This window comes from Providencia sp. 2.29, from assembly GCF_015832305.1.
GTDB classification, from domain to species: domain Bacteria; phylum Pseudomonadota; class Gammaproteobacteria; order Enterobacterales; family Enterobacteriaceae; genus Providencia; species Providencia stuartii.
In genome coordinates, this window is sequence record NZ_CP065420.1 from 2,223,130 (window position 1) to 2,242,494 (window position 19,365).

At 40.8% G+C, this 19,365-nt stretch carries 21 protein-coding genes; 13 read left to right on the forward strand and 8 right to left on the reverse strand.

All coding sequences use genetic code 11. From position 1 onward, the window contains the following. Positions 1-6 precede the first annotated feature (6 nt). Entirely contained in the window at positions 7-354 is a 348-nt protein-coding gene (locus I3B46_RS10185) for a DUF2511 domain-containing protein (protein ID WP_004920411.1), read from the forward strand. A gap of 372 nt (positions 355-726) precedes the next feature. Here I3B46_RS10185 and I3B46_RS10190 read toward each other — a convergent pair whose 3' ends face one another. The 3 genes from I3B46_RS10190 to yebS form a co-directional block, all read right to left on the reverse strand. Then, positions 727-960: a DUF1480 family protein gene (locus I3B46_RS10190; RefSeq protein WP_004920410.1), complete on the reverse strand. Its 234-nt coding sequence runs from the start codon at positions 958-960 to the stop codon at positions 727-729. A gap of 147 nt (positions 961-1,107) precedes the next feature. Continuing rightward, on the reverse strand, positions 1,108-3,447 hold the full coding sequence (locus I3B46_RS10195; RefSeq protein ID WP_052038369.1) for an MlaD family protein: 2,340 nt from the start codon (positions 3,445-3,447) through the stop codon (positions 1,108-1,110). Then, the gene (gene yebS, locus I3B46_RS10200) at positions 3,422-4,648 is read right to left on the reverse strand and encodes a membrane integrity lipid transport subunit YebS (RefSeq protein ID WP_014656085.1); all 1,227 of its coding nucleotides are present in this window, start codon (positions 4,646-4,648) and stop codon (positions 3,422-3,424) included. The genes I3B46_RS10195 and yebS overlap by 26 nt, the downstream gene beginning before the upstream one ends. Positions 4,649-4,784: 136 nt before the next feature. On the opposite strand from yebS, the gene I3B46_RS10205 reads away from it, so the two are divergent. The 6 genes from I3B46_RS10205 to I3B46_RS22400 all read left to right on the forward strand — a co-directional run bounded on the left by I3B46_RS10205 (position 4,785) and on the right by I3B46_RS22400 (position 9,874). After that, on the forward strand, positions 4,785-5,267 hold the full coding sequence (locus I3B46_RS10205) for a GAF domain-containing protein (protein WP_004920404.1): 483 nt from the start codon (positions 4,785-4,787) through the stop codon (positions 5,265-5,267). 111 nt (positions 5,268-5,378) lie between these two features. Then, positions 5,379-6,071 carry an RNA chaperone ProQ gene (gene proQ, locus I3B46_RS10210; RefSeq protein ID WP_004920399.1) on the forward strand — a complete coding sequence of 231 codons (693 nt, stop codon included), beginning with the start codon at positions 5,379-5,381 and terminating at the stop codon, positions 6,069-6,071. A gap of 19 nt (positions 6,072-6,090) precedes the next feature. After that, positions 6,091-8,133: a carboxy terminal-processing peptidase gene (gene prc / locus I3B46_RS10215; protein WP_104873515.1), complete on the forward strand. Its 2,043-nt coding sequence runs from the start codon at positions 6,091-6,093 to the stop codon at positions 8,131-8,133. Between the two features lie 177 nt (positions 8,134-8,310). Further along, entirely contained in the window at positions 8,311-9,192 is an 882-nt protein-coding gene (gene htpX / locus I3B46_RS10220) for a protease HtpX (protein ID WP_004920393.1), read from the forward strand. Positions 9,193-9,421: 229 nt separating this feature from the next. Further along, positions 9,422-9,703 (forward strand): hypothetical protein, encoded by a 282-nt coding sequence (locus tag I3B46_RS10225; protein WP_004920390.1) that lies wholly within the window; start codon positions 9,422-9,424, stop codon positions 9,701-9,703. Between the two features lie 48 nt (positions 9,704-9,751). Further along, the gene (locus I3B46_RS22400; RefSeq protein WP_004920387.1) at positions 9,752-9,874 is read left to right on the forward strand and encodes a hypothetical protein; all 123 of its coding nucleotides are present in this window, start codon (positions 9,752-9,754) and stop codon (positions 9,872-9,874) included. A gap of 6 nt (positions 9,875-9,880) precedes the next feature. Here I3B46_RS22400 and I3B46_RS10230 read toward each other — a convergent pair whose 3' ends face one another. After that, positions 9,881-10,102: a DUF2594 family protein gene (locus I3B46_RS10230; protein WP_014656083.1), complete on the reverse strand. Its 222-nt coding sequence runs from the start codon at positions 10,100-10,102 to the stop codon at positions 9,881-9,883. A gap of 143 nt (positions 10,103-10,245) precedes the next feature. On the opposite strand from I3B46_RS10230, the gene I3B46_RS10235 reads away from it, so the two are divergent. After that, a complete protein-coding gene (locus I3B46_RS10235; RefSeq protein ID WP_040133205.1) occupies positions 10,246-11,103 on the forward strand; it encodes an NAD(P)H-hydrate dehydratase in 858 nt (285 codons plus the stop codon). A 100-nt stretch (positions 11,104-11,203) separates the two neighbouring features. Here I3B46_RS10235 and I3B46_RS22405 read toward each other — a convergent pair whose 3' ends face one another. Next, positions 11,204-11,425, reverse strand: coding sequence for a hypothetical protein (locus I3B46_RS22405; protein WP_223854892.1), 222 nt, complete (start codon positions 11,423-11,425; stop codon positions 11,204-11,206). Here I3B46_RS22405 and I3B46_RS10240 point away from each other — a divergent pair. The 3 genes from I3B46_RS10240 (at position 11,337) to I3B46_RS10250 (ending at position 13,322) form a co-directional block, all read left to right on the forward strand. Beyond that, a complete protein-coding gene (locus I3B46_RS10240) occupies positions 11,337-12,500 on the forward strand; it encodes a sugar transporter (RefSeq protein WP_230494553.1) in 1,164 nt (387 codons plus the stop codon). The genes I3B46_RS22405 and I3B46_RS10240 overlap by 89 nt on opposite strands. Before the next feature lie 144 nt (positions 12,501-12,644). Continuing rightward, positions 12,645-12,977, forward strand: coding sequence for an SMR family transporter (locus I3B46_RS10245; RefSeq protein WP_004920375.1), 333 nt, complete (start codon positions 12,645-12,647; stop codon positions 12,975-12,977). Between the two features lie 36 nt (positions 12,978-13,013). Continuing rightward, positions 13,014-13,322, forward strand: a complete 309-nt coding sequence (locus tag I3B46_RS10250) for a DUF333 domain-containing protein (protein ID WP_014656080.1) — start codon at positions 13,014-13,016, stop codon at positions 13,320-13,322. A 367-nt stretch (positions 13,323-13,689) separates the two neighbouring features. Here the strand turns inward: I3B46_RS10250 and dsbB are convergent, their stop codons facing one another. Then, on the reverse strand, positions 13,690-14,217 hold the full coding sequence (gene dsbB, locus I3B46_RS10255; protein ID WP_104873514.1) for a disulfide bond formation protein DsbB: 528 nt from the start codon (positions 14,215-14,217) through the stop codon (positions 13,690-13,692). 239 nt (positions 14,218-14,456) lie between these two features. Then, positions 14,457-16,004 (reverse strand): sodium/proton antiporter NhaB, encoded by a 1,548-nt coding sequence (gene nhaB, locus I3B46_RS10260; protein WP_004920360.1) that lies wholly within the window; start codon positions 16,002-16,004, stop codon positions 14,457-14,459. A gap of 221 nt (positions 16,005-16,225) precedes the next feature. On the opposite strand from nhaB, the gene fadR reads away from it, so the two are divergent. Next, entirely contained in the window at positions 16,226-16,942 is a 717-nt protein-coding gene (gene fadR, locus I3B46_RS10265; RefSeq protein ID WP_004920358.1) for a fatty acid metabolism transcriptional regulator FadR, read from the forward strand. A gap of 121 nt (positions 16,943-17,063) precedes the next feature. Here the strand turns inward: fadR and I3B46_RS10270 are convergent, their stop codons facing one another. Further along, positions 17,064-17,390, reverse strand: coding sequence for a hypothetical protein (locus tag I3B46_RS10270; protein ID WP_104873513.1), 327 nt, complete (start codon positions 17,388-17,390; stop codon positions 17,064-17,066). A gap of 672 nt (positions 17,391-18,062) precedes the next feature. On the opposite strand from I3B46_RS10270, the gene I3B46_RS10275 reads away from it, so the two are divergent. After that, on the forward strand, positions 18,063-19,364 hold the full coding sequence (locus tag I3B46_RS10275) for a D-amino acid dehydrogenase (protein ID WP_004920353.1): 1,302 nt from the start codon (positions 18,063-18,065) through the stop codon (positions 19,362-19,364). Position 19,365: the final 1 nt, after the last annotated feature.

Consider the following 19,365-nt stretch of genomic DNA (forward strand, 5'->3'; position numbering starts at 1 on the left):
AGTTGTATGAAACTGAAATTAGCGCTGTGTTCTGTATTACTGGCAAGTACTAGCTTTACGGTGGCTGCGGCACCCATTGAGACAGTAAGTAAAAAGCAGTTTGGTGATGATTGGCCATTTACCCGAGAAGAAGTGATGCTGGAATGTAGAAGTAATGGTGCACTGATTGTTATCAACCCTGCCACACTCATGCAGTACCCACTCAATGATGTGGCACAGGCTCAAATGGAGAAAAAAGAGATCAAAGCACAGCCGATCGATATTTTATTAAAGCCAATTGAGACGGAAAAAAGTGCGGAAGAGCGCGTAGAACCACTCAAATTAGCGGCGAAGAAGCTGTGTAACAACTCGTAACCTCATCTTTATTAAAGAAGAACAATGCCATAGGTTATAGGCGATTATGCTTATAACTTGTGGCATTTTTTATTATCAACAAAAAGTTGAAAGGTTGTACTTATCATCGATATAGGGTGTACCTATCAATCAAATAGCTCGATATTGGAATATTAAGAAATAAATTGTGTTAATAATATGTAAAATAATTGATAATTAGTATGGTAAGAGTGCGTTTAGCAAGCTAGTATTAAATTGTACTTTGTTACGTCTCAATGGCAATTTTTAGCGCACGGCTCTGCCAGAGCCATTTCCCAAGGCCCGGTAATCGGAATCTACCAGGCCTCTTTTTTTGCCTGTTGTTTGTAGCCCACCTAATAGTGATTTCATCAATTAAGCCACTCTCATCACCCAATGATGATTATCTTTGTCATAACGATGACGGTATAACAGAACGGGTTTCTCATTGATGAGTGCAGGAATACTGGTATTTTCATCCCAACCATCTAATTGCATACAAAACTCAGTATCAGAGTCACAAGGTATACTGAGGGTATCACTTTTATGATCTGACATGATGGCGTCATTGATTTCATAGGAAGATATTTTCAAATTAACTATGCGCATAATGTTACCTCTCGATTAATGTGTAGCTGTGGCGTTACGACTCAACAAAATTAAGCATAGTACAAATGGAATCGATTTCCAAAATGTTTTTTAAGGGCGAGTTAAAAGAAAGGTGCAATATTGTTAAAATATGCACCTTTCTAGTGATTACTGTTTAGGGATAGATGTTCCCCATTCTAACCAGTCTTTAGGAGGTTCTAATTTTAGAATGAAATGCTGATCTGGCTTCGCTTTCGGCGCGAGAGGCACCGTTGGTGGGGTCGCCAAGGAGATACCTCCCCGAACAAACTGCTTGAAGGTGCCACTCTTGATCATGCCGCCTGTGAGGCCAAAGGAGAGGTTATAACCTGAAGAGATCCAAAATTGGGTATTGTCGCGGATCAGGTATTGGAACTCTTTACCAATTCGAGTCGCAACATATACGCGGTCGGAAAGCTCTCCCAAATATAAACCAGTAACTGTACCAATTTCCATTCCCCTAAAGAGAAGAGGGGTTCCAACCTGAATAGAGCCAACTTCGGTGGCATCTAATATAATTGTTAAGCCATCTAAGTAACGCGAGTCTGTAATATTGGCCGTTTGTAGTTCAAATTGGTAACGATTTCTATTTCCTCGTCCTGGCTCGGCACTGATATAAGGTTGGATCAAGGTATCGAGGTTATTGACGCCAGAAGGAGAAAGCTCTGGTGTGACAATAGCAAAGCGACTGCCACTCTTCGTGAAAGCTTGCACATACTCTGGATAAAGGATCGCGCGTGCATTCACTTCGCGGTTATTTGGCGATAATTTCAATGAATCGATTTGTCCAATATCGATACCTAAATAGCGAATCGGCATCCCTTCTGACAATTTAGACGCATCAAAAGTGGTTAAAGTCACGACACTCCCAATGGCTTTTGCCGCAGTTTCGTTTGGATAGAGGGTATGTTGCCTTGCACTATCAAGTTTGGCCGTTGGAATATTATCAAAACTAATGGCACCTCTAATTGCTCGTGTAAGAGGAGCGGCCTGAACGGTTAATCCACTGCTATTGAGTTTGACTTTAGCGCCGCCTTCTGCCCAAAAGACGCTTTTATCTGTTAGTAGATGACGGTATTGACTAGAAATATGAATATTAACCGCGAATCCGTCTTTGGTTGGGTTAATTGAGACTATTTCACCGACAGTAAATTGGCGGTAAAGTACTACTGAACCTGCCTGAATATCAGGAAGGGTGTTAGTGTTTAATGTAATTGTGGTGGTGGGTGATGAACCTGTTATACCCGCCTTAGCATTATCATCACTTCGATATAATGGGAACGTTTCAGGCAATGGCTCTTTACCTTTTCCAACCAATAAATGAACTCCACCATCTAACCACTCTTGCGGCGTTGCACCTTGAAACTGGATCCCCGTTAAGCCAAGTTGGACATCAACGCGGCTATTGGCAACAAACTTGGTATCGTTACGGATAAGATGGCGGTACTCATCCAAAATCGCGACTTGGAAGGTAACTTTATCATCAAGTAAGTTACGCTGTAACACTTCACCTATTTTTATTCCACGATAAACGATAGGTTGTCCGGCATCGACGCCATAGGTGTCAGGAGACCATAATGAAACCACTAAACTATTTTTATTTTGCTGTTCATCCTGTCCAATATCATGCCTGTTTGGATGCAAAACAAATTGTTGCCCTTCCTGTGCTGGGGCACTATTAGTCGGTGAATCAAATGCAACAGCACCATTGATTACAGCAGAAAGGCTTTCCATTTTGACATTCACACCAGATTTTAAATCAAAACCGCCTTGGAAGCCTGAAACATTCCAAAATTGACTGTTTTCTCTCACTAATCGGGTATACCGTTTTTCTATTATGGCGGCGATAGAAACCCCTTGGTCATTAGGCAAAATCGTGTAGTCAGAAATATAACCAACGGGCACTTTGCGATAATAAATCGGTGAGTTTTCATGCAATGAGCCTAAGTCTTTAGCCGTGAGATAGATGAGTAATTGCCCCTCTTCGGTTTGTAGTTGTGGCGGGGAGTCTTGAGCGATAAAGTTGTGTTGCTCTTCACCAGCCCCAGGTTGCATACCGATGTAGTTACCGCCAACAAGTGCATCTAAGCCAGAAACACCGGCTAATGAGGCTTTAGGTGTGACGAGCCAAAATTTGGTGCCAGAGGTGAGTGCGGGCTTCATATCTTTATTGATACTGGCCTTAACAATAATTTTCTTCATATCTTGGCTAACGGTGACAGATTGCACCAATCCAACTTCGACACCTTGGTAGCGGATCGGTGTTCTACCTGAAACTACACCGGGAGCAGAGGAAAATTCAATTGTCACCTCAGTACCTTGTTCCAACCAATGTTGGAAAAGTAACCAACCTGCGATAAACACAGCGACAAGAGGCAATAGCCAAAAGGGTGATATACGTGCTCGTTTACGTAAAATCGCCTCTTGTTCTTGCTCTACAGGTTCATTTTGTTGATTTTGATTTTCCATAAGAATCCCAAATTAAACGACTATCAAGCCACTCGACAGCGAGTATGGTTAAAATTACAGCGATACCGAAAAACAATGCGGCAGGGCCCATAGTAAAAGACATTAGCTGATCACGGTTAATCAGCGTCATCATGAGTGCGATAACAAATAAATCCAGCATTGACCAACGGCCAATCCATGTCACAAATTTTAATAACTTCATCCTCAATACCGGATCCGTCTGACTGCAACGTTGAATGGAGCATAACAGTAAAATCATGATCAGGATCTTAATAAAAGGCACTAAAATACTGGCGATAAAAACAATGATAGCAATGGGCCAATTACCTGATTCAATTAATGAAACGACACCAGAGTAAATGGTGTCTTCCATGCGTTGCCCGTTAAGATAGACAACGGAAATTGGCATTAAGTTAGCAGGAAAAAGCAAGATCATCGCTGCAATCAGTGCGGCCCATGTTTTTTGTAGGCTATATGGCTCGCGGTAGTGTAAGGGGCGATGGCAGCGTTGGCAGACTCCTCGTGAATTTGCAGGCCCGGTATAGTGGCAAGCTTGGCATGTTAAAGCATGAGGGTCATTAGCTTGCTCTTTTTTAGGGTAGAAGAGCTGCCAAAGTTGTTCGACATTTAGGTGGATTAATATTAACAGACTAATTACTGTCATGGTAATAAAAGCGATTAAACCATTTCCCAAAAATACGCTGGCGTAATCTTGCATTTTGATTGCAGCAATCCCCAATCCAATAAGATAGACATCCAACATAACCCATTCTTTTAAACGACTTAGTATCAGTAAGACGGGGCGTAGATTTAGACGAACACGCCTTCCTATATAGAGATAAACGATAGAAATCGGCAAAAGCAGAGGTGCGCCGATGGCACAGAAGGCGATAATGCTCGCAGTGAATGGGTCACCTTGAGAATTGATGAGCCTAATACCTTCGATCACGTTGGCATAGATTTGTGTCCCCAATAAATGGATTGAAATCAATGGTTGCCAAAATGCGATAGGTGCCAACATTAATAATGTAATAGAAAGAATAAATAAGCGGTTTAGTGACCAAGAACGGCCATCGTCAAGCTGACTGTGGCAACGCGGGCATATCACAACCTGTTGAGTATCATGTGAAGGAATAGATAATTTAAGATTGCAATAGCAGCAGTGTTGCGAAATTATGTCACTATGATTAATGTGATTCATTGTTTTACTCATGGAGTTGTTAGCCGCGCGTGTAATCTAGTGTAAAAAAATTTACGGCTTAGTGACAACTTGCTAACCTACAGGGTGCACAAATTGTTTACTCTATTGCATCATTTAATTATTACAAGAAAATTTTATGGATAAAAACAAGTATTATCACGAACTTTCAGATAGTTTGTCTGCACTATTGGCAGGAGAATATGATTTAATTGCAAGTTTGGCGAATACAAGCGCGTTGTTGTATGAGCGCCTAGAAGGTATTAACTGGGTGGGTTTTTACTTAAGAAGTGGACAAGAGTTAGTGCTTGGTCCTTTTCAAGGAAAGATAGCCTGTGTCAGAATACCGTTTGGCAAAGGTGTCTGCGGTACGGCATATAGCCAAAATAAAATTCAGCGTGTTGATGATGTGCATGCTTTCTCTGGTCATATAGCCTGTGATTCGGCAAGTAATGCCGAAATCGTGCTTCCATTGGAAGTTAATGGTCAGGTTTTAGGCGTGCTGGATATTGATAGTCCAAATTTCAATCACTTTGATCAAAATGATGAAATTGGTTTAAAACATCTTGTAAGCCAGTTGTGTCAACATCTGGCAATGTGTTCGATGCCAAATTATCATTAAATATTGGTATGTTAACTTAATAGGAACGTGGCAATTGTCTGCAACGCTATTATAATGTCGGCTTGTTCATGCCCGTGCTGGTTGGCAAAATCGTTGTTATCAGGAAATTTCATGGAAAATCAACCTAAGTTGAATAGTAGTAAAGAAGTTATCGCGTTTTTGGCTGAGCGTTTTCCACGCTGTTTTATCGCTGAAGGCGAAGCACGTCCGTTAAAAGTCGGAATTTTTCAAGATATCGTAGGGCGTTTGACCGAAGAAGATGGTATTAGCAAAACGCAATTGCGTTCGGCATTGCGTATGTATACCTCTAGCTGGCGTTATCTCTACGGTGTTAAAGAAGGCGCTAAGCGCGTTGACTTAGATGGTAATGATTGTGGTGAATTAGAGGCGGAGCATATTACGCATGCTCGTCAACAATTGACTGAGGCAAAAGCTCGAGTTCAAGCGCAACGTGCAGAGCAAAAAGCGCAGAAACGACCAGCAGCCAAAAAATCAGGTGATAAAAACACCCGCAATCCGGCAGCAGCAAAAGACAAAGCGCCGCGCCATCGCCAGTCAGAAAATAAAGAACGCCCACAAAACTCTTCGACTAAACCTCAGCGCCGTAGTGGTGCAGCATCTCCAGAGCAAAAATTGAAATCAGTGACTGATATTAACGCACTTCAGGTCGGCCAGACTCTGAAAGTGAAAGTTGGTACAAGTCTGATGGATGCGTCTGTACTGGAAATTGCTAAAGATGGTGTCAGAGTTCAGTTGCCAACAGGAATGGCAATGATTGTGCGCGCGGAACATTTAAAGTTCTGATACGGAGGTCAATCAGGGCATGAACAAACTTTTAAAGATTGCATTAGTCGTTAGTGTTGCCACTTTTAGTAGTGCAATTGCGAATCCTCAAGCAGTGACACAGTTCACTGCTGCTCAGTTACCTGTATTAAAACAGGATACTCAGCATGGCACAGTAAGTGAAAGGGTAACATCTAGGTTTACCCGCTCTCATTATCGCCAATTTGATTTGGATAAAGCGTTTTCCGGTAAAATTTTTGATCGTTATCTGAATATGTTGGATTACGGTCATAACGTTTTGCTTCAGTCAGATGTTGATGAGTATGCAAAAGATAAAGCTAAAGTCGGTGAATGGCTGGAAAATGGAAAACTAGATACGTTCTATGACCTGTACAACCTTTCTCAGAAAAGACGCTTTGAACGCTTCCAATATGCATTAGCTCGTCTTGAGCAACCAATGAATTTTGATGCGAATGACTTTATTGAAGTCGATCGTAGTAAAATGCCTTGGCCAAAGGATAAGCAAGAATTAGATAAGCTTTGGGATCAAAAGGTCAGGTATGATTGGCTGAACCTGAAGCTATCAGGCAAAGATGATAAAGAGATTAAGGAAAAACTCACTAAGCGTTATAACTTTGCTTTAAGACGTTTGACGCAAGGGCAAAGTGAAGATGTTTTCCAATTAATCATGAATGCTTTTGCTCGTGAAATCGACCCTCATACCAGCTACCTTTCTCCGCGCAATACTGAACAGTTTAATTCTGAAATGAGTTTGTCGTTAGAAGGGATTGGTGCAGTCTTGCAGCAAGACGATGAAAATACAGTGATTAATTCATTGGTTGCGGGTGGGCCGGCAGCAAAAAGTAAAGAATTAAAAGTAGGCGATAAAATTATCGGTGTAGGTCAAACTGGTAAGCCGATGGTTGATGTGGTTGGTTGGCGACTCGATGATGTGGTCGCACTGATCAAAGGGCCTAAAGGAAGTAAGGTCCGTTTGGAAGTGGTATCTGACACAAAAGGGGCTAAGCCCCATGTGGTCACTATCGTTCGTGAACAAATTCGTTTAGAAGATCGTGCCGTTAAACTGAACATTAAAAAAGTCGGGAATGAAAAAGTCGCCGTACTAGATATTCCGGGTTTCTATGTTGGTTTAACCAATGACGTTAAAACGCAACTACAGAAAATCGCGAAAGATAACGTTTCTGCCCTAGTTATTGACCTGCGAGGTAATGGCGGTGGTGCATTGACAGAGGCCGTTTCATTATCCGGTTTGTTTATTCCTAAAGGGCCAATTGTGCAAGTCCGTGACAATAATGGGCAAGTGCGTCAGGATGCAGATGATGACGATGTCATTTACTACAAAGGGCCATTAGTTGTTCTTGTTGACCGCTTTAGTGCTTCCGCCTCTGAAATTTTTGCGGCGGCAATGCAAGATTATGGTCGGGCGCTGATTGTCGGCGAACCAACTTTTGGTAAAGGGACTGTTCAACAACATAGAAGTTTGAGTCGTGTTTATGACCAAATGCTGAAGCCTGATTGGCCTGCATTAGGCTCAGTGCAATACACCATTCAAAAATTCTACCGTGTTAATGGTGGCAGTACTCAGCGTAAAGGGGTAACACCGGATATTGTTATGCCTACAGGGCAAGATCCTGCTGAAACGGGGGAAAGCTTTGAAGATAACGCATTGCCATGGGATAGTATTCCGCCTGCCAATTATAGCAAGGTCGGGGATGTGACTTCCGATTTATCAGACTTAAAAACTAAACACTTAGCACGTATTAGCCAAGATACAGAGTTTAAGTATATCGATGAGGACATTGCACATTATAAAGCGAATAAAGAGAGTAAAAATCTTATTTCGTTAAATTATGCACAACGTCTGAAGGAAGATAATGAAATTGAAGCAACGAAACTAAAACGTATCAATGAGCGTAATGCAAAAGAAGGTAAGCCTCTATTGAAGTCAATTGATGATTTACCTAAGGATTACGAAGGGCCTGACCCGTATTTGGACGAAACAGTTAAAATTGCTATTGATCTTGCTAATCCTGATACCCATTTATTGCCAAATAAAAAATAATTTGGTTAAACAGTAAATTAAATTAGGGCCAGCAATCGCTGGCCTTTTTCATAGCCTGTGTAAAGTTATGTTAATTTTTGGTTTTTTCGTGTTAAAACACTTGAAAAAGTATGAAAAAACCTTATTTATACCCTAAATTCTTCGTGATATTTATTTTTACCAAGGAATCAAAAAAAGATGATGCGAATTGCCTTATTCTTACTCACAAACTTAGCCGTTATGTTTGTGTTTGGGATAATTTTAAGCTTAACAGGTGTTAAAGGGAGCAGTGTTCAAGGCCTGATGATTATGGCTGGCCTATTTGGTTTTGGTGGCGCGTTTATTTCGCTGTTAATGTCAAAATGGATGGCACTTAAATCGGTTGGTGGGGAAGTGATTGAATCGCCCCGCAATGAAACTGAGCAATGGTTAATCAATACGGTAAGCCGCCAAGCTCAGCAAGTGGGTATTCAAATGCCACAGGTTGCGATTTATCATGCGCCGGATATTAACGCATTTGCTACAGGAGCACGTCGTGACGCATCATTAGTAGCGGTTAGCACGGGTTTACTAGAAAATATGAGCCGTGATGAAGCAGAAGCGGTTATTGCCCATGAGATCAGTCATATCGCAAATGGCGATATGGTGACAATGACGCTATTACAGGGTGTTGTGAACACGTTTGTGATCTTTATTTCCCGTATCATCGCTCAATTCGTTTCTGGCTTTATGTCGAGCAATGATGAAGAAAGCGAAAGCAGTAACGGTAACCCAATGGTTTACTTTGCCGTTTCAATGGTATTAGAAATTGTATTCGGTATCTTAGCGAGCATTATTACCATGTGGTTCTCTCGTTATCGTGAATTCCATGCAGATGCTGGTTCAGCGAAGTTGGTCGGTAAAGAAAAAATGATTGCTGCGTTGCAACGTTTGAAAACCAGTTATGAACCACAAGAAGAAGGCCGTTTAATGGCGTTTTGTATCAATGGTCGTGGCAAAGCATTTAGTGAACTTTTCTTGTCACACCCGCCATTAGATAAACGTATTGAAGCGCTACGTTCTGGCGAATATTTGAAATAGTTAAGTTGGCTAATTAGCCATAAAAATTGATGAAAACCCATGGTAGTGAAAAATCTATCATGGGTTTTTTATTATGGGCAAAAATTAATTTAATGCAGATCAAATTAGTGTATTCTTTAAGTGGAATTTCGTAGATTTTCTTTGGGGTCAGGTAGATGAAGGGTCTATGATGAACGAAGAAATGATGAAAATGAGCCTTAACAGAATTAGATAATATTAAGGATATAAAATGGACATACTTGTAAAAACGTTGGTTTTTGGCAATGAGTTTATGACGGTAGAAAATCCAGCGCGCTTAGTTCCCTTTAAATTTGAAATTTACCAATCTCCAACGGGTTTTTATCACCGCATGTATAAAGAAGTAGGAATGTCCGGTGCTAATTTAGGTCAGGCTTTTACTGTATGGGCTTTTGAAGAACAAAAAGCGCACCGTGACCCATCTGGCGAAATAACGTTGGAAAAATATATCCAACATTGCCAAGATATTTATAACGGAAAAGTCAAAGATTAATCTAGAATAAAAAAAGCCCCCTTCATAGAGATTTGAAGGGGGAGCTAAATGAATAAAGAATGGTTTAATTCGAGAGCAAAGATAAATTATTTCGATAAAGGATATTTAGTTATTTGTGCAGTTTTAAGTGTAATTGAACAACAAAGCCCCTTAAATAGCACTTATCGTTAAAATAATCTATTGGCGAAAACCTGCTTTGATCTGTTCAAGCGTATTACGATAAGTCTCAGCTTGTTTTTCATCTTCCATCGATGCAATTTCACGCTCCATTTTAATCAGAATTTTACCTGCATCAGCTTGACCAATTGCTTTGAGCATATGTGCAAGCAGGTTTTTTATACAGGTCACTTCTGCTGCTAATTCATTCACATCAGGTTGAGTTGGAAAATGTGCTTTCATTAATAAAGTATCCTTTAAAAATTCGTGAGTTTGCTAATATTATATCATAGAAAGGTTATAGATTGCGCCATAACATGATGAATTAAGATGAAGAATTCAGATAGGAATTAAAAGGTCGCAATGTAATATCAAAAGGATTAGTGATGTTAACTTCAATAGAAAAACAGTGGCTAGCAGAGCAATTCCCTTTATTTGTTAAGCCTCGACCAGAGCAGAGTCACAAAGGCACGTTTGGAACGCTAAATATTATTGGTGGTAGTGCAGGAATGACCGGCTCTTGCGTACTTGCTGGCGTTGCCGCGCTCAAAAGTGGCTGTGGCAAAGTGATTATTGGGTTTAATCAATCGCCACTCACATTGCAACTTATAGAGCATGCCCCCGAATTAATGTTGCGCCAAGCCAATGAAGTGATAAATGGTGAAACACCAACAGCATGGGTTATTGGTTGTGGTTTAGGTGTATCTTCAGATGCGCAATTATTGATAGATAGAGCATTATCATTTGTTGAACAGCAGCAAAGCGTGTTAATTGATGCTGATGGCCTGAATCTACTTGCTCAGATGCCCCTATCTCAAACCTTATCATCACAAACAGTACTCACGCCGCACCCTAAAGAAGCCGCAAGGTTGTTACAAACAACAGTCACGGCGATACAAGCGGATAGGTTGAGTGCCGCGCAACATCTCAGCCAGCGGTTTGGTTGCTGGGCAGTGTTAAAAGGTCACCATACAATAATTTCTGCCCCCAATGGCCAAACTTGGCGCAATGAAACGGGTAATAGTGGGTTAGCTACAGCGGGGAGTGGGGATGTGTTATCAGGGATTATCGGCAGTTTATTGGCGCAATCATTACCCATTGAAGAAGCGGTGAGAGCCGGCGTTTGGTTGCATGGTAAAGCGGCAGACTTACTAATAGAAAAAGGTATAGGCCCTATTGGGTTAACGGCTCATGAAATCATTGATGAGGCGCGAGCTATCAGAAATAGAGCAACTTTTTATTGATGTTCTCGCATTGACTCACTTTAAATACCTGAGAAAAATGTGATACCATTCACATAAATTAGATTGCTTTTCAATCCTTGAATCGAAGCAATATCAAACCTCAGCTTAAATCCAATAACGTGGCTTCTATACCGATCAGCTTTTGATTGGGGGATGGGTTTTTGCTGATATCAACAAAGGCGCAAGCAAAGACAATGACACAGGTTTCTAGAAAAACAGCTTGGATCCGAGTTGTGGCACTAGCGGTCGCCGCATTTGTTTTCAATACCACCGAATTCGTTCCCGTTGCATTACTGAGTGATATTGCGGCGAGTTTTAACATGACAGTAGCCCATACCGGGTTGATGATCACCATTTATGCGTGGGTAGTGGCCATTATGTCATTGCCGCTGATGCTACTTACGAGCAAAATTGAACGGCGTAAGTTATTAGCATTACTATTTATTGTCTTTGTTTTAAGTCATATCCTTTCTGGTTTTGCATGGAATTTTGAAGTTTTGATTGTGGCGAGAGTAGGGGTTGCATTGTCGCATGCGATATTTTGGTCGATCACCGCCTCGTTAGCTATCCGCGTTGCACCTGCGGGTAAAAAGGCTCAAGCGTTAGGTTTATTAGCGACAGGTACTGCGTTAGCAACGGTGTTAGGTTTACCAATAGGGCGTGTTATTGGTCAGTTATTAGGGTGGCGTGTCACTTTCTTATGTATTGGTGCTATCGCATTATTAACCATGATTGCATTGATTCGCTTTTTACCTAAATTGCCGAGTGAGCATTCAGGTTCATTAAAAAGCTTGCCAGTACTTTTTAAACGCCAAGCGTTAGTCGGATTGTTTGTTCTGACGGTCGTGGTCGTCACAGCGCATTTTGCCGCCTACAGCTATATCGAACCTTTTGTTCGCGATATCGCGCTACAGAGCCAAAATTTTGCAACCCTATTATTGCTGATTTTTGGTGTGGCGGGGATTGCGGGAAGTATGATCTTTAGCCGTTATAGTGGTAAATATACACTATCATTTCTACCTGTGGCGATTGCTGTTTTGACGATATGTTTATTATTGTTAATGCCAATCAGTGGTCATGTAAGCTGGCTGGTTATCTTAAGCATATTCTGGGGGATCGCCATCATGTGCGTGGGCTTGGGTATGCAGGTGAAGGTGATTGATCTTGCACCGGATGCCACTGACCTTGCAATGGCAATCTATTCGGGGATCTTCAATATTGGTATCGGTGGTGGTGCTTTGCTCGGTAACCAAGTGATTGTGCATATGGGGATGGCAAGTATCGGTTATGTGGGGGCGATATTTGGCTTGATCTCATTAATTTGGTGTACTTTTATATTTAGACGCTATAGCGCGTCATTTCGCGAACAAGTTAAAACAGCGCCAATGGCACACTAAATAAACTACTTAACATGTTTAATCCCCTGTAATAGTAATGATTCTATTGCAGGGTATTTTTTTATATTTGGTCATTACAGCAATTGATAACTATGCTAAATTTCTTATCATTTTGATAAAGTTAGATAATAAAAAGGTGACTTGATGAAGGGGTTAGGTTTTTTATTGATGTCTATAGTCGCAGAAGTGATTGCTACAACGACATTAAAGGCATCAGATGGTTTTAGTCGTTTTTGGCCATCGTTGATTGTCGTCATTGGGTATGCGGTCTCTTTTTGGGGATTATCCCAAGTGGTTAAATTGATCCCTTTAGGGATAGCTTATGCAATTTGGTCCGGTTTAGGCATTGTACTCGTTTCGGTCGCTGCAATATTTATTTATCAACAGAAACTCGATTTACCTGCAATTATTGGTATGCTATTAATCATAGTCGGTGTTTTGGTCATCAATCTGTTTTCTAAAAGCAGTGTTCACTGATTCAGGGAACAGAAACAGTTATGGATGGGGATTAGGATGAATCGAAAAAAAAGCAGTCTGCTTAAGTTTACTTTTTGGAATAGCCTATTCGTTGGTAGTCTGTTTGTTTTAGCAGGTTGTGGGAGTTCAGAAACCATAAATACGGCACATCATGTCGATCGCTCAGCTTCCCAATATGCGCAACAGGTGGTTAATTTAGGGCCTCAAGCGCAAGAAGCGTGTGTTTCTGCGGGTGGATTACCTTCATTAAACCTAGAATTGAATGGCGCCCAAACCGCCGTTTGTCAATTTGCTAATGGTAAACGTTGTGCTGCTGATGTCATACTTACAGGCAGTTGTATTTAGTTAAATTCCCTCAGATAAAAAGTCCATCACGCATCATGTTGGGCTTTTTTATATCAATTTTGCAGTTAACCCATTTGTTGAGTTTATTTCCACATTTCGCTCCCTTGTTTTTCATTTAAATGATAAAGCGCACGCAATTATCTAAATAATGCGGGTAATTTCGGCTGTTATTTATTTAAAAATCGTTGGCAGTAGGTCGGCTATTTTTAGCTAGGGGGATGAATGCAGCGCATGAGTGGATAAAACAGAATGAGTTTTTATTTTTTTAATCTAGATGCCATGATAAGAAGTGGCTCCCAATGGCATTCATCGGGAGCCATCGCATTACCGCCTGCCAATGCGCTTTATAGGACGCGAGTTGTACTATTTACGCTATGCTTTTTTTGTGTGATGGAAAAAATTGGCTGATAGCGACAATGATAGCCACTAAAAGATAAGCTGCATAAATACCAATTAGCCATTGTGGCATATCTAACCCTAAGAAATCCCATTGCCTAACCGTACAGTCACCCGTTGCTTCAAAGACAGCAGGCGCCCATTTATCTAATGGTAACCACTCGGGGAAATTGACGAAGAAATCACATGATGCAAATGGTGAAGGGTTGAGTTGCAGCATGGTATGCTCCCAAGCAAGATCTAAACCGCGCCATGCAGCGTAGCCCCAAATAATGATGGCAACCCAACGTAAAGCGATTTTGCGTGGCGCTATTGCGCCAATTAACCCTGCAATCATAATGCCAAACAGTGCAACACGTTCATAGATGCACATGACACAAGGCTGCAATTTCATAATGTGCTGAAAATAGAGCGCTGCACATTCAAGCATAAACGCAATAAAGGCCATTAACAGCCAAGCGCCTCGTCCTTGTGAGCAGTAGTTAAAGAATCTGAACATACTTTACTTCCCTAAATTAATGGTACGCACATTTTGCCCCTATTGGTAAGACAAAAAAAGGTGCCAGAGAATAATTATGCGATTTTAAATAAGCCTTTACCTAACATTACAAACTAAACCATTTTATTTGTAATTTCAAATAAGGAGTAATGCCGAATTAGGGGGATAGAGTAAACAAAAGCTACTCCATCTGACGATGTGAGTAGCTTTGAATATAGGTGAGTTGGTGGTGATTAAACTTAAGGTAGGCTAATCCAACCTAAGCTTTCTAACCAGTGTGTGACAGGTATTAACCAAAACTCAACACCGATTAACCCAACCACAGTCATGACGACGGTATAAGGTAAAGCCATCCATACCATGCGGCCATAGGAGAGGCGAATTAATGGCGATAATGCAGACGTCAGCAGGAATAGGAAAGCCGCTTGCCCATTTGGCGTGGCAACCGACGGAAGGTTGGTTCCCGTATTGATGGCAACGGCGAGTAACTCGTACTGATGGTGTGAAATTAGCCCTTCACTTGATGCCTTTAATGCCTCGGTAATATAGACAGTACCGACGAAGACGTTATCTGAAACAGCGGAAAGAAGACCGTTGAATAGATAGAACAAGGAGAGCTGTGATGATTCAGACGATTGCAATACAAATTGAATAAATGGTGTAAATAGCTGCTGGTCGATGATCACCGCTACGACGGAGAAAAAGACGGTCAGTAGTGCGGTAAAGGGCAATGCTTCCTCAAACGCTTTACCTAAGGCATGCTCTTCTGTAATGCCACAGAAGGCGGTGGTTAATACGATGACGGATAAACCGATAAGCCCGACCTCTGCGAGGTGGAAGGCAAGGGCGACGATTAACCAAATACCAATCAAGCCTTGCACAATAAGTTGTGCTTTCTCTTTTTGGGTACGTTTAGTGCTATTTTTTTGGTCATGATCAGTCAGGACTTGGCGAACGGTTGCAGGTAATTCCGCCCCATATCCAAATAATTTAAATTTTTCGACCAAAAAACACACAATTAAACCGCACGCAAAAACAGGTAATGTAATGGGGGCCATACGTATAAAGAAAGTCACGAAATCCCAATCGACATGCTTAGCAATAATCAGGTTTTGGGGTTCACCAACCATCGTCATGACTCCCCCTAATGCTGTACCGATACCGGCATGCATCATGAGGCTGCGCAAGAAAGCTCTAAATTGCTCAAGTGTTTGTTTCTTCTCAGCCGTATCGATATAACTGTCATTTTGTAGATCAGTATTGCTGTGTTGGCTAGAAGCGTATTGATGATAGATAGAATAGAAACCGATGGAGACGCTAATCACAACGGCGATAACAGTGAGCGCATCTAAAAAAGCAGATAAGAAGGCACTTGCTAAGCAGAAAGCTAATGACAACGTACGTTTAGAACGAACATTCAGTAACAGTTTGGTGAAGACGAACAACAACAGTTGTTTCATAAAATAGATACCGGCGACCATAAAGATCAGCAGCAGTATGACTTCCAAATTGTTACTGATCTCATGAGAGATCTGTTTTGGGGTTGTCATGCCAATGATGACGGCTTCAATGGCTAAAAGCCCACCGGGTTGCAGCGGATAGCATTTGAGTGCCATGGCGAGGGTAAAGATAAATTCTACTACAAGTAACCACCCGGCGATGAACGGGCTGACAAAATAAAATACCAGTGGATTGATAATTAGAAATATTATTATTGCGAGCTTATACCAATCTGGAGAATTCCCTAGAAAATTTTTTAAAAAAGCTCTTTTTACACTAAAATCCATTATGAATTGTTTTCCTCTTACTTGATGTATTGTACAGTAAATTCACATACTACTCTTATCTTTTACATAAATTAAGTCTGATCAGTAATAGATAATATATTCATTATATGGGAGTTTATGATTGGTTTTGTTGTTTATGTGGGGTCTAACTATCTCAATTTACGACAATCTGGTATGATTTCTATAATAATCCGTCTGAAAATGTTTGGAATAATAAAAATATGGTCATAAAAGCTCAAAGTCCTGCAGGGTTTGCGGAAGAGTATATTATTGAGAGCATCTGGAACAATCGCTTTCCACCAGGGTCGATTTTACCTGCTGAACGGGAACTCTCGGAGTTAATTGGTGTAACACGTACGACGCTTCGTGAAGTATTACAGCGTTTAGCGCGTGATGGTTGGTTGACGATACAACATGGCAAACCAACCAAAGTGAACAATTATTGGGAGACTTCAGGCCTGAATATTCTTGAAACCTTAGCAAGGTTAGATCATGACCGTGTGCCACAACTGATTGATAATTTGCTAGCGGTGAGAACCAATATCGCTGCTATTTTTATCCGTACTGCTTTTCGTCAAAACCCTGAAAAATCATTGGAAGTTTTGTCTGAGCGTGAGAAGGTCGAAGATAACGCAGATGCGTTTAGTGCCTTAGATTACAATATATTCCGCGGGTTGGCTTTCGCGTCGGGTAACCCTATTTATGGCTTGATTATTAATGGCTTAAAAGGGCTTTATACCCGTGTTGGTCGTTACTATTTCTCTAACCCGGAAGCACGACGCCTTGCGCTCAATTTCTATCAACAATTGTCAAACTTATGCCGCGAACAAGCGTACGATCGTATTATGGAATCCGTTAGAAATTACGGTAAAGAAAGTGGTACGATTTGGCATAGTATGCAAGGGAATATGCCTAACGACCTCGCAAATGCGCGCTAACCATTCCGCGCATCCTAATTTTAACTCACGTTACTGTATGATGTCTGAAGCCAGTTTGGTGCTATTAACCAACTGGCCTTTTGGCTTTCAGAAAACCAGAAATTGCAAGTGACTTGGTCAGCTACTGAATATTGCCTGACGCTTTTTTGGGTGCACATGATATGGGGTATTCAATATTGAGAGCAATATTTTCTGCTTGAGTGATCATTTCGGGTGATTGTGGCTTTATATCAGGATAATAACATTGAAATAGTACTTTGCTATGGATTGTTTCGACAGCTTCACATTCAGTATGGCAAGTGAGCAGAGGGCGAATGCTAAAACAAATTTTCCCCTCGTGCTCCACTTTAAAATGTTTAAATGATATGCAATCTGAATCTGCTACACTGCGATTGGTCATTAAACAGGACATTACGATTAAAATAAGAAATGGTCGTTTTTTTATCATGCTCCCTCCGTCAGATTTTATTAATTGACTGCTGACTTTAGCAGCTAATTTCACGTGGTAACATTTTGATTTATAGTAATAATTAACGTTTATTAACGTTCGTTTCTATATTGTTTTATACATTGTGGATTCAATAAGATAGAGAAAGAGGCGTTTTCAGCAGACTGAGACCCAGAAGGCTTATACTTTGTAAATCTGATTCATCCAATACGAGAAAAGAGCAAAAACCATTTTTGCGATAAAAATGGGTAATTGTTTTTGTGCTTGAAATCACTAAATTATCTACAATTCTGAAATAAAAAAATCAACAAGATTATAATTCATTTTAAGGTAAATTTGTGAATTTATTTTCTATGTTATTGCATGGAAATAACATATATTAAAAAATAGGTCATCAAAATAATATACCAACAAGATAGTATAAAACTCTAAATTAACGTATAAAAAAATAATTCAATCGAAATTAATTTTCTATTAATTGACTGTTTTTATTCTGTTTTTAACTATTCAATTAGAAATGGGCACTAGCATTTAAATCTGAGGTGTAAAGTAACTGTAACTGTTTTTGAATTAATTGTCTGAATTGTTAAAAGTGTTAATTAACCATATTGGAAAATGAATACTAGAATATTATTCTAATGAAAATATTCGTGCTAAGCAGCAGGGGGAGTGATGAAAGTTTTGGTCTTAGGTGCGGGGGTCATCGGTGTTACTACAGCTTGGTATTTAGCACAAGAAGGGCATGAAGTGACCGTATTAGATAGGCAAATGGATGTTGCTGAAGAGACGAGTGCGGGTAATGCTGGACAAATTTCCCCGGGCTATGCGACTCCATGGGGTGCCCCAGGGATCCCATTAAAAGCGGTTAAATGGATGTTCGAAAAGCACGCTCCATTAGCCATCAGGCCTGACGGCACATTATTCCAATTACGTTGGATGTGGCAAATGCTTAAAAATTGCGATATTCAACATTATGCGATGAATAAGAGCCGTATGGTGCGGATAGCGGAGTATAGCCGTGATTGTATTCGCCAATTACGTGCAGATACAGGGATTAGTTATGAAGGCCGTCAAGGTGGAACATTGCAACTGTTTAGGACCGAAAAGCAGTTTGATAATGCCGCCAATGATATCGCTGTCTTACAGAAAGAAGGCGTACCATACGAGCTGTTGACCGCCAATGAGTTAGCGAAAGCGGAGCCTGCACTTGAATATGTGAAGGATAAATTGACGGGGGGCTTACGTTTACCCAATGACGAAACGGGTGATTGCCAACAGTTTACTAAGAAACTGGCGAAAATGGCCCAAGATGCGGGGGTTAAATTCCAGTTTGGTCGTCATGTTGAACAGATCCTGACGGATGGCAATAAAGTGAGTGGTATTCGTTGTGATGGTGAAATATTACAAGCGGATCGCTATGTAGTTGCGATGGGCTCATATTCCACATCATTACTGCATAATTTAGTGAAAATACCCGTTTATCCATTAAAAGGGTATTCATTAACAATGCCAATTATTAATGCTGAGCGCGCACCGACATCAACAGTTTTGGATGAAACTTATAAGATCGCAGTAACGCGCTTTGATGACCGCATTCGTGTTGGGGGCATGGCAGAAGTGGTTGGCTTTAATTTGGATGTGCTGAAAAAACGCTGCGAAACATTGAAGATGGTAGTACAAGATCTCTATCAAGGTGGCGGTGATATTTCTCAAGCGACGTTTTGGACGGGGCTTAGGCCTATGACGCCAGATGGAACGCCGATAGTCGGCCCAACGGCTTATAGCAATTTATATTTAAATACGGGACATGGAACGCTAGGTTGGACGATGGCATGTGGTTCAGGTAAGTTATTAGCTGATCTGATTTCAGGGAATAAGCCTGACATTGCATCCGACGATTTATCGGTATTTAGATATATTGATGGCTTTAATACAAAATTAACCCATAGTGGTGATTTATCGCCTGCGCGTTGAG

What these genes read in the sequence shown, in the direction of transcription:
- nhaB (WP_004920360.1), bottom strand. Translation starts at nt 16,004, where the DNA reads ATGGATTTTAGTGTAAAAAGAGCTTTTTTAAAAAATTTTCTAGGGAAT.
- dsbB (WP_104873514.1), bottom strand. Translation starts at nt 14,217, where the DNA reads ATGTTCAGATTCTTTAACTACTGCTCACAAGGACGAGGCGCTTGGCTG.
- I3B46_RS10275 (WP_004920353.1), top strand. Translation starts at nt 18,063, where the DNA reads ATGAAAGTTTTGGTCTTAGGTGCGGGGGTCATCGGTGTTACTACAGCT.
- htpX (WP_004920393.1), top strand. Translation starts at nt 8,311, where the DNA reads ATGATGCGAATTGCCTTATTCTTACTCACAAACTTAGCCGTTATGTTT.
- yebS (WP_014656085.1), bottom strand. Translation starts at nt 4,648, where the DNA reads ATGAATCACATTAATCATAGTGACATAATTTCGCAACACTGCTGCTAT.
- I3B46_RS10190 (WP_004920410.1), bottom strand. Translation starts at nt 960, where the DNA reads ATGCGCATAGTTAATTTGAAAATATCTTCCTATGAAATCAATGACGCC.
- proQ (WP_004920399.1), top strand. Translation starts at nt 5,379, where the DNA reads ATGGAAAATCAACCTAAGTTGAATAGTAGTAAAGAAGTTATCGCGTTT.
- I3B46_RS10270 (WP_104873513.1), bottom strand. Translation starts at nt 17,390, where the DNA reads ATGATAAAAAAACGACCATTTCTTATTTTAATCGTAATGTCCTGTTTA.
- fadR (WP_004920358.1), top strand. Translation starts at nt 16,226, where the DNA reads ATGGTCATAAAAGCTCAAAGTCCTGCAGGGTTTGCGGAAGAGTATATT.
- I3B46_RS10225 (WP_004920390.1), top strand. Translation starts at nt 9,422, where the DNA reads ATGGACATACTTGTAAAAACGTTGGTTTTTGGCAATGAGTTTATGACG.
- I3B46_RS10230 (WP_014656083.1), bottom strand. Translation starts at nt 10,102, where the DNA reads ATGAAAGCACATTTTCCAACTCAACCTGATGTGAATGAATTAGCAGCA.
- I3B46_RS10250 (WP_014656080.1), top strand. Translation starts at nt 13,014, where the DNA reads ATGAATCGAAAAAAAAGCAGTCTGCTTAAGTTTACTTTTTGGAATAGC.
- prc (WP_104873515.1), top strand. Translation starts at nt 6,091, where the DNA reads ATGAACAAACTTTTAAAGATTGCATTAGTCGTTAGTGTTGCCACTTTT.
- I3B46_RS10205 (WP_004920404.1), top strand. Translation starts at nt 4,785, where the DNA reads ATGGATAAAAACAAGTATTATCACGAACTTTCAGATAGTTTGTCTGCA.
- I3B46_RS10235 (WP_040133205.1), top strand. Translation starts at nt 10,246, where the DNA reads ATGTTAACTTCAATAGAAAAACAGTGGCTAGCAGAGCAATTCCCTTTA.
- I3B46_RS22400 (WP_004920387.1), top strand. Translation starts at nt 9,752, where the DNA reads ATGAATAAAGAATGGTTTAATTCGAGAGCAAAGATAAATTATTTCGAT.
- I3B46_RS22405 (WP_223854892.1), bottom strand. Translation starts at nt 11,425, where the DNA reads ATGTTAAAACTCGCCGCAATATCACTCAGTAATGCAACGGGAACGAAT.
- I3B46_RS10195 (WP_052038369.1), bottom strand. Translation starts at nt 3,447, where the DNA reads ATGGAAAATCAAAATCAACAAAATGAACCTGTAGAGCAAGAACAAGAG.
- I3B46_RS10185 (WP_004920411.1), top strand. Translation starts at nt 7, where the DNA reads ATGAAACTGAAATTAGCGCTGTGTTCTGTATTACTGGCAAGTACTAGC.
- I3B46_RS10245 (WP_004920375.1), top strand. Translation starts at nt 12,645, where the DNA reads ATGAAGGGGTTAGGTTTTTTATTGATGTCTATAGTCGCAGAAGTGATT.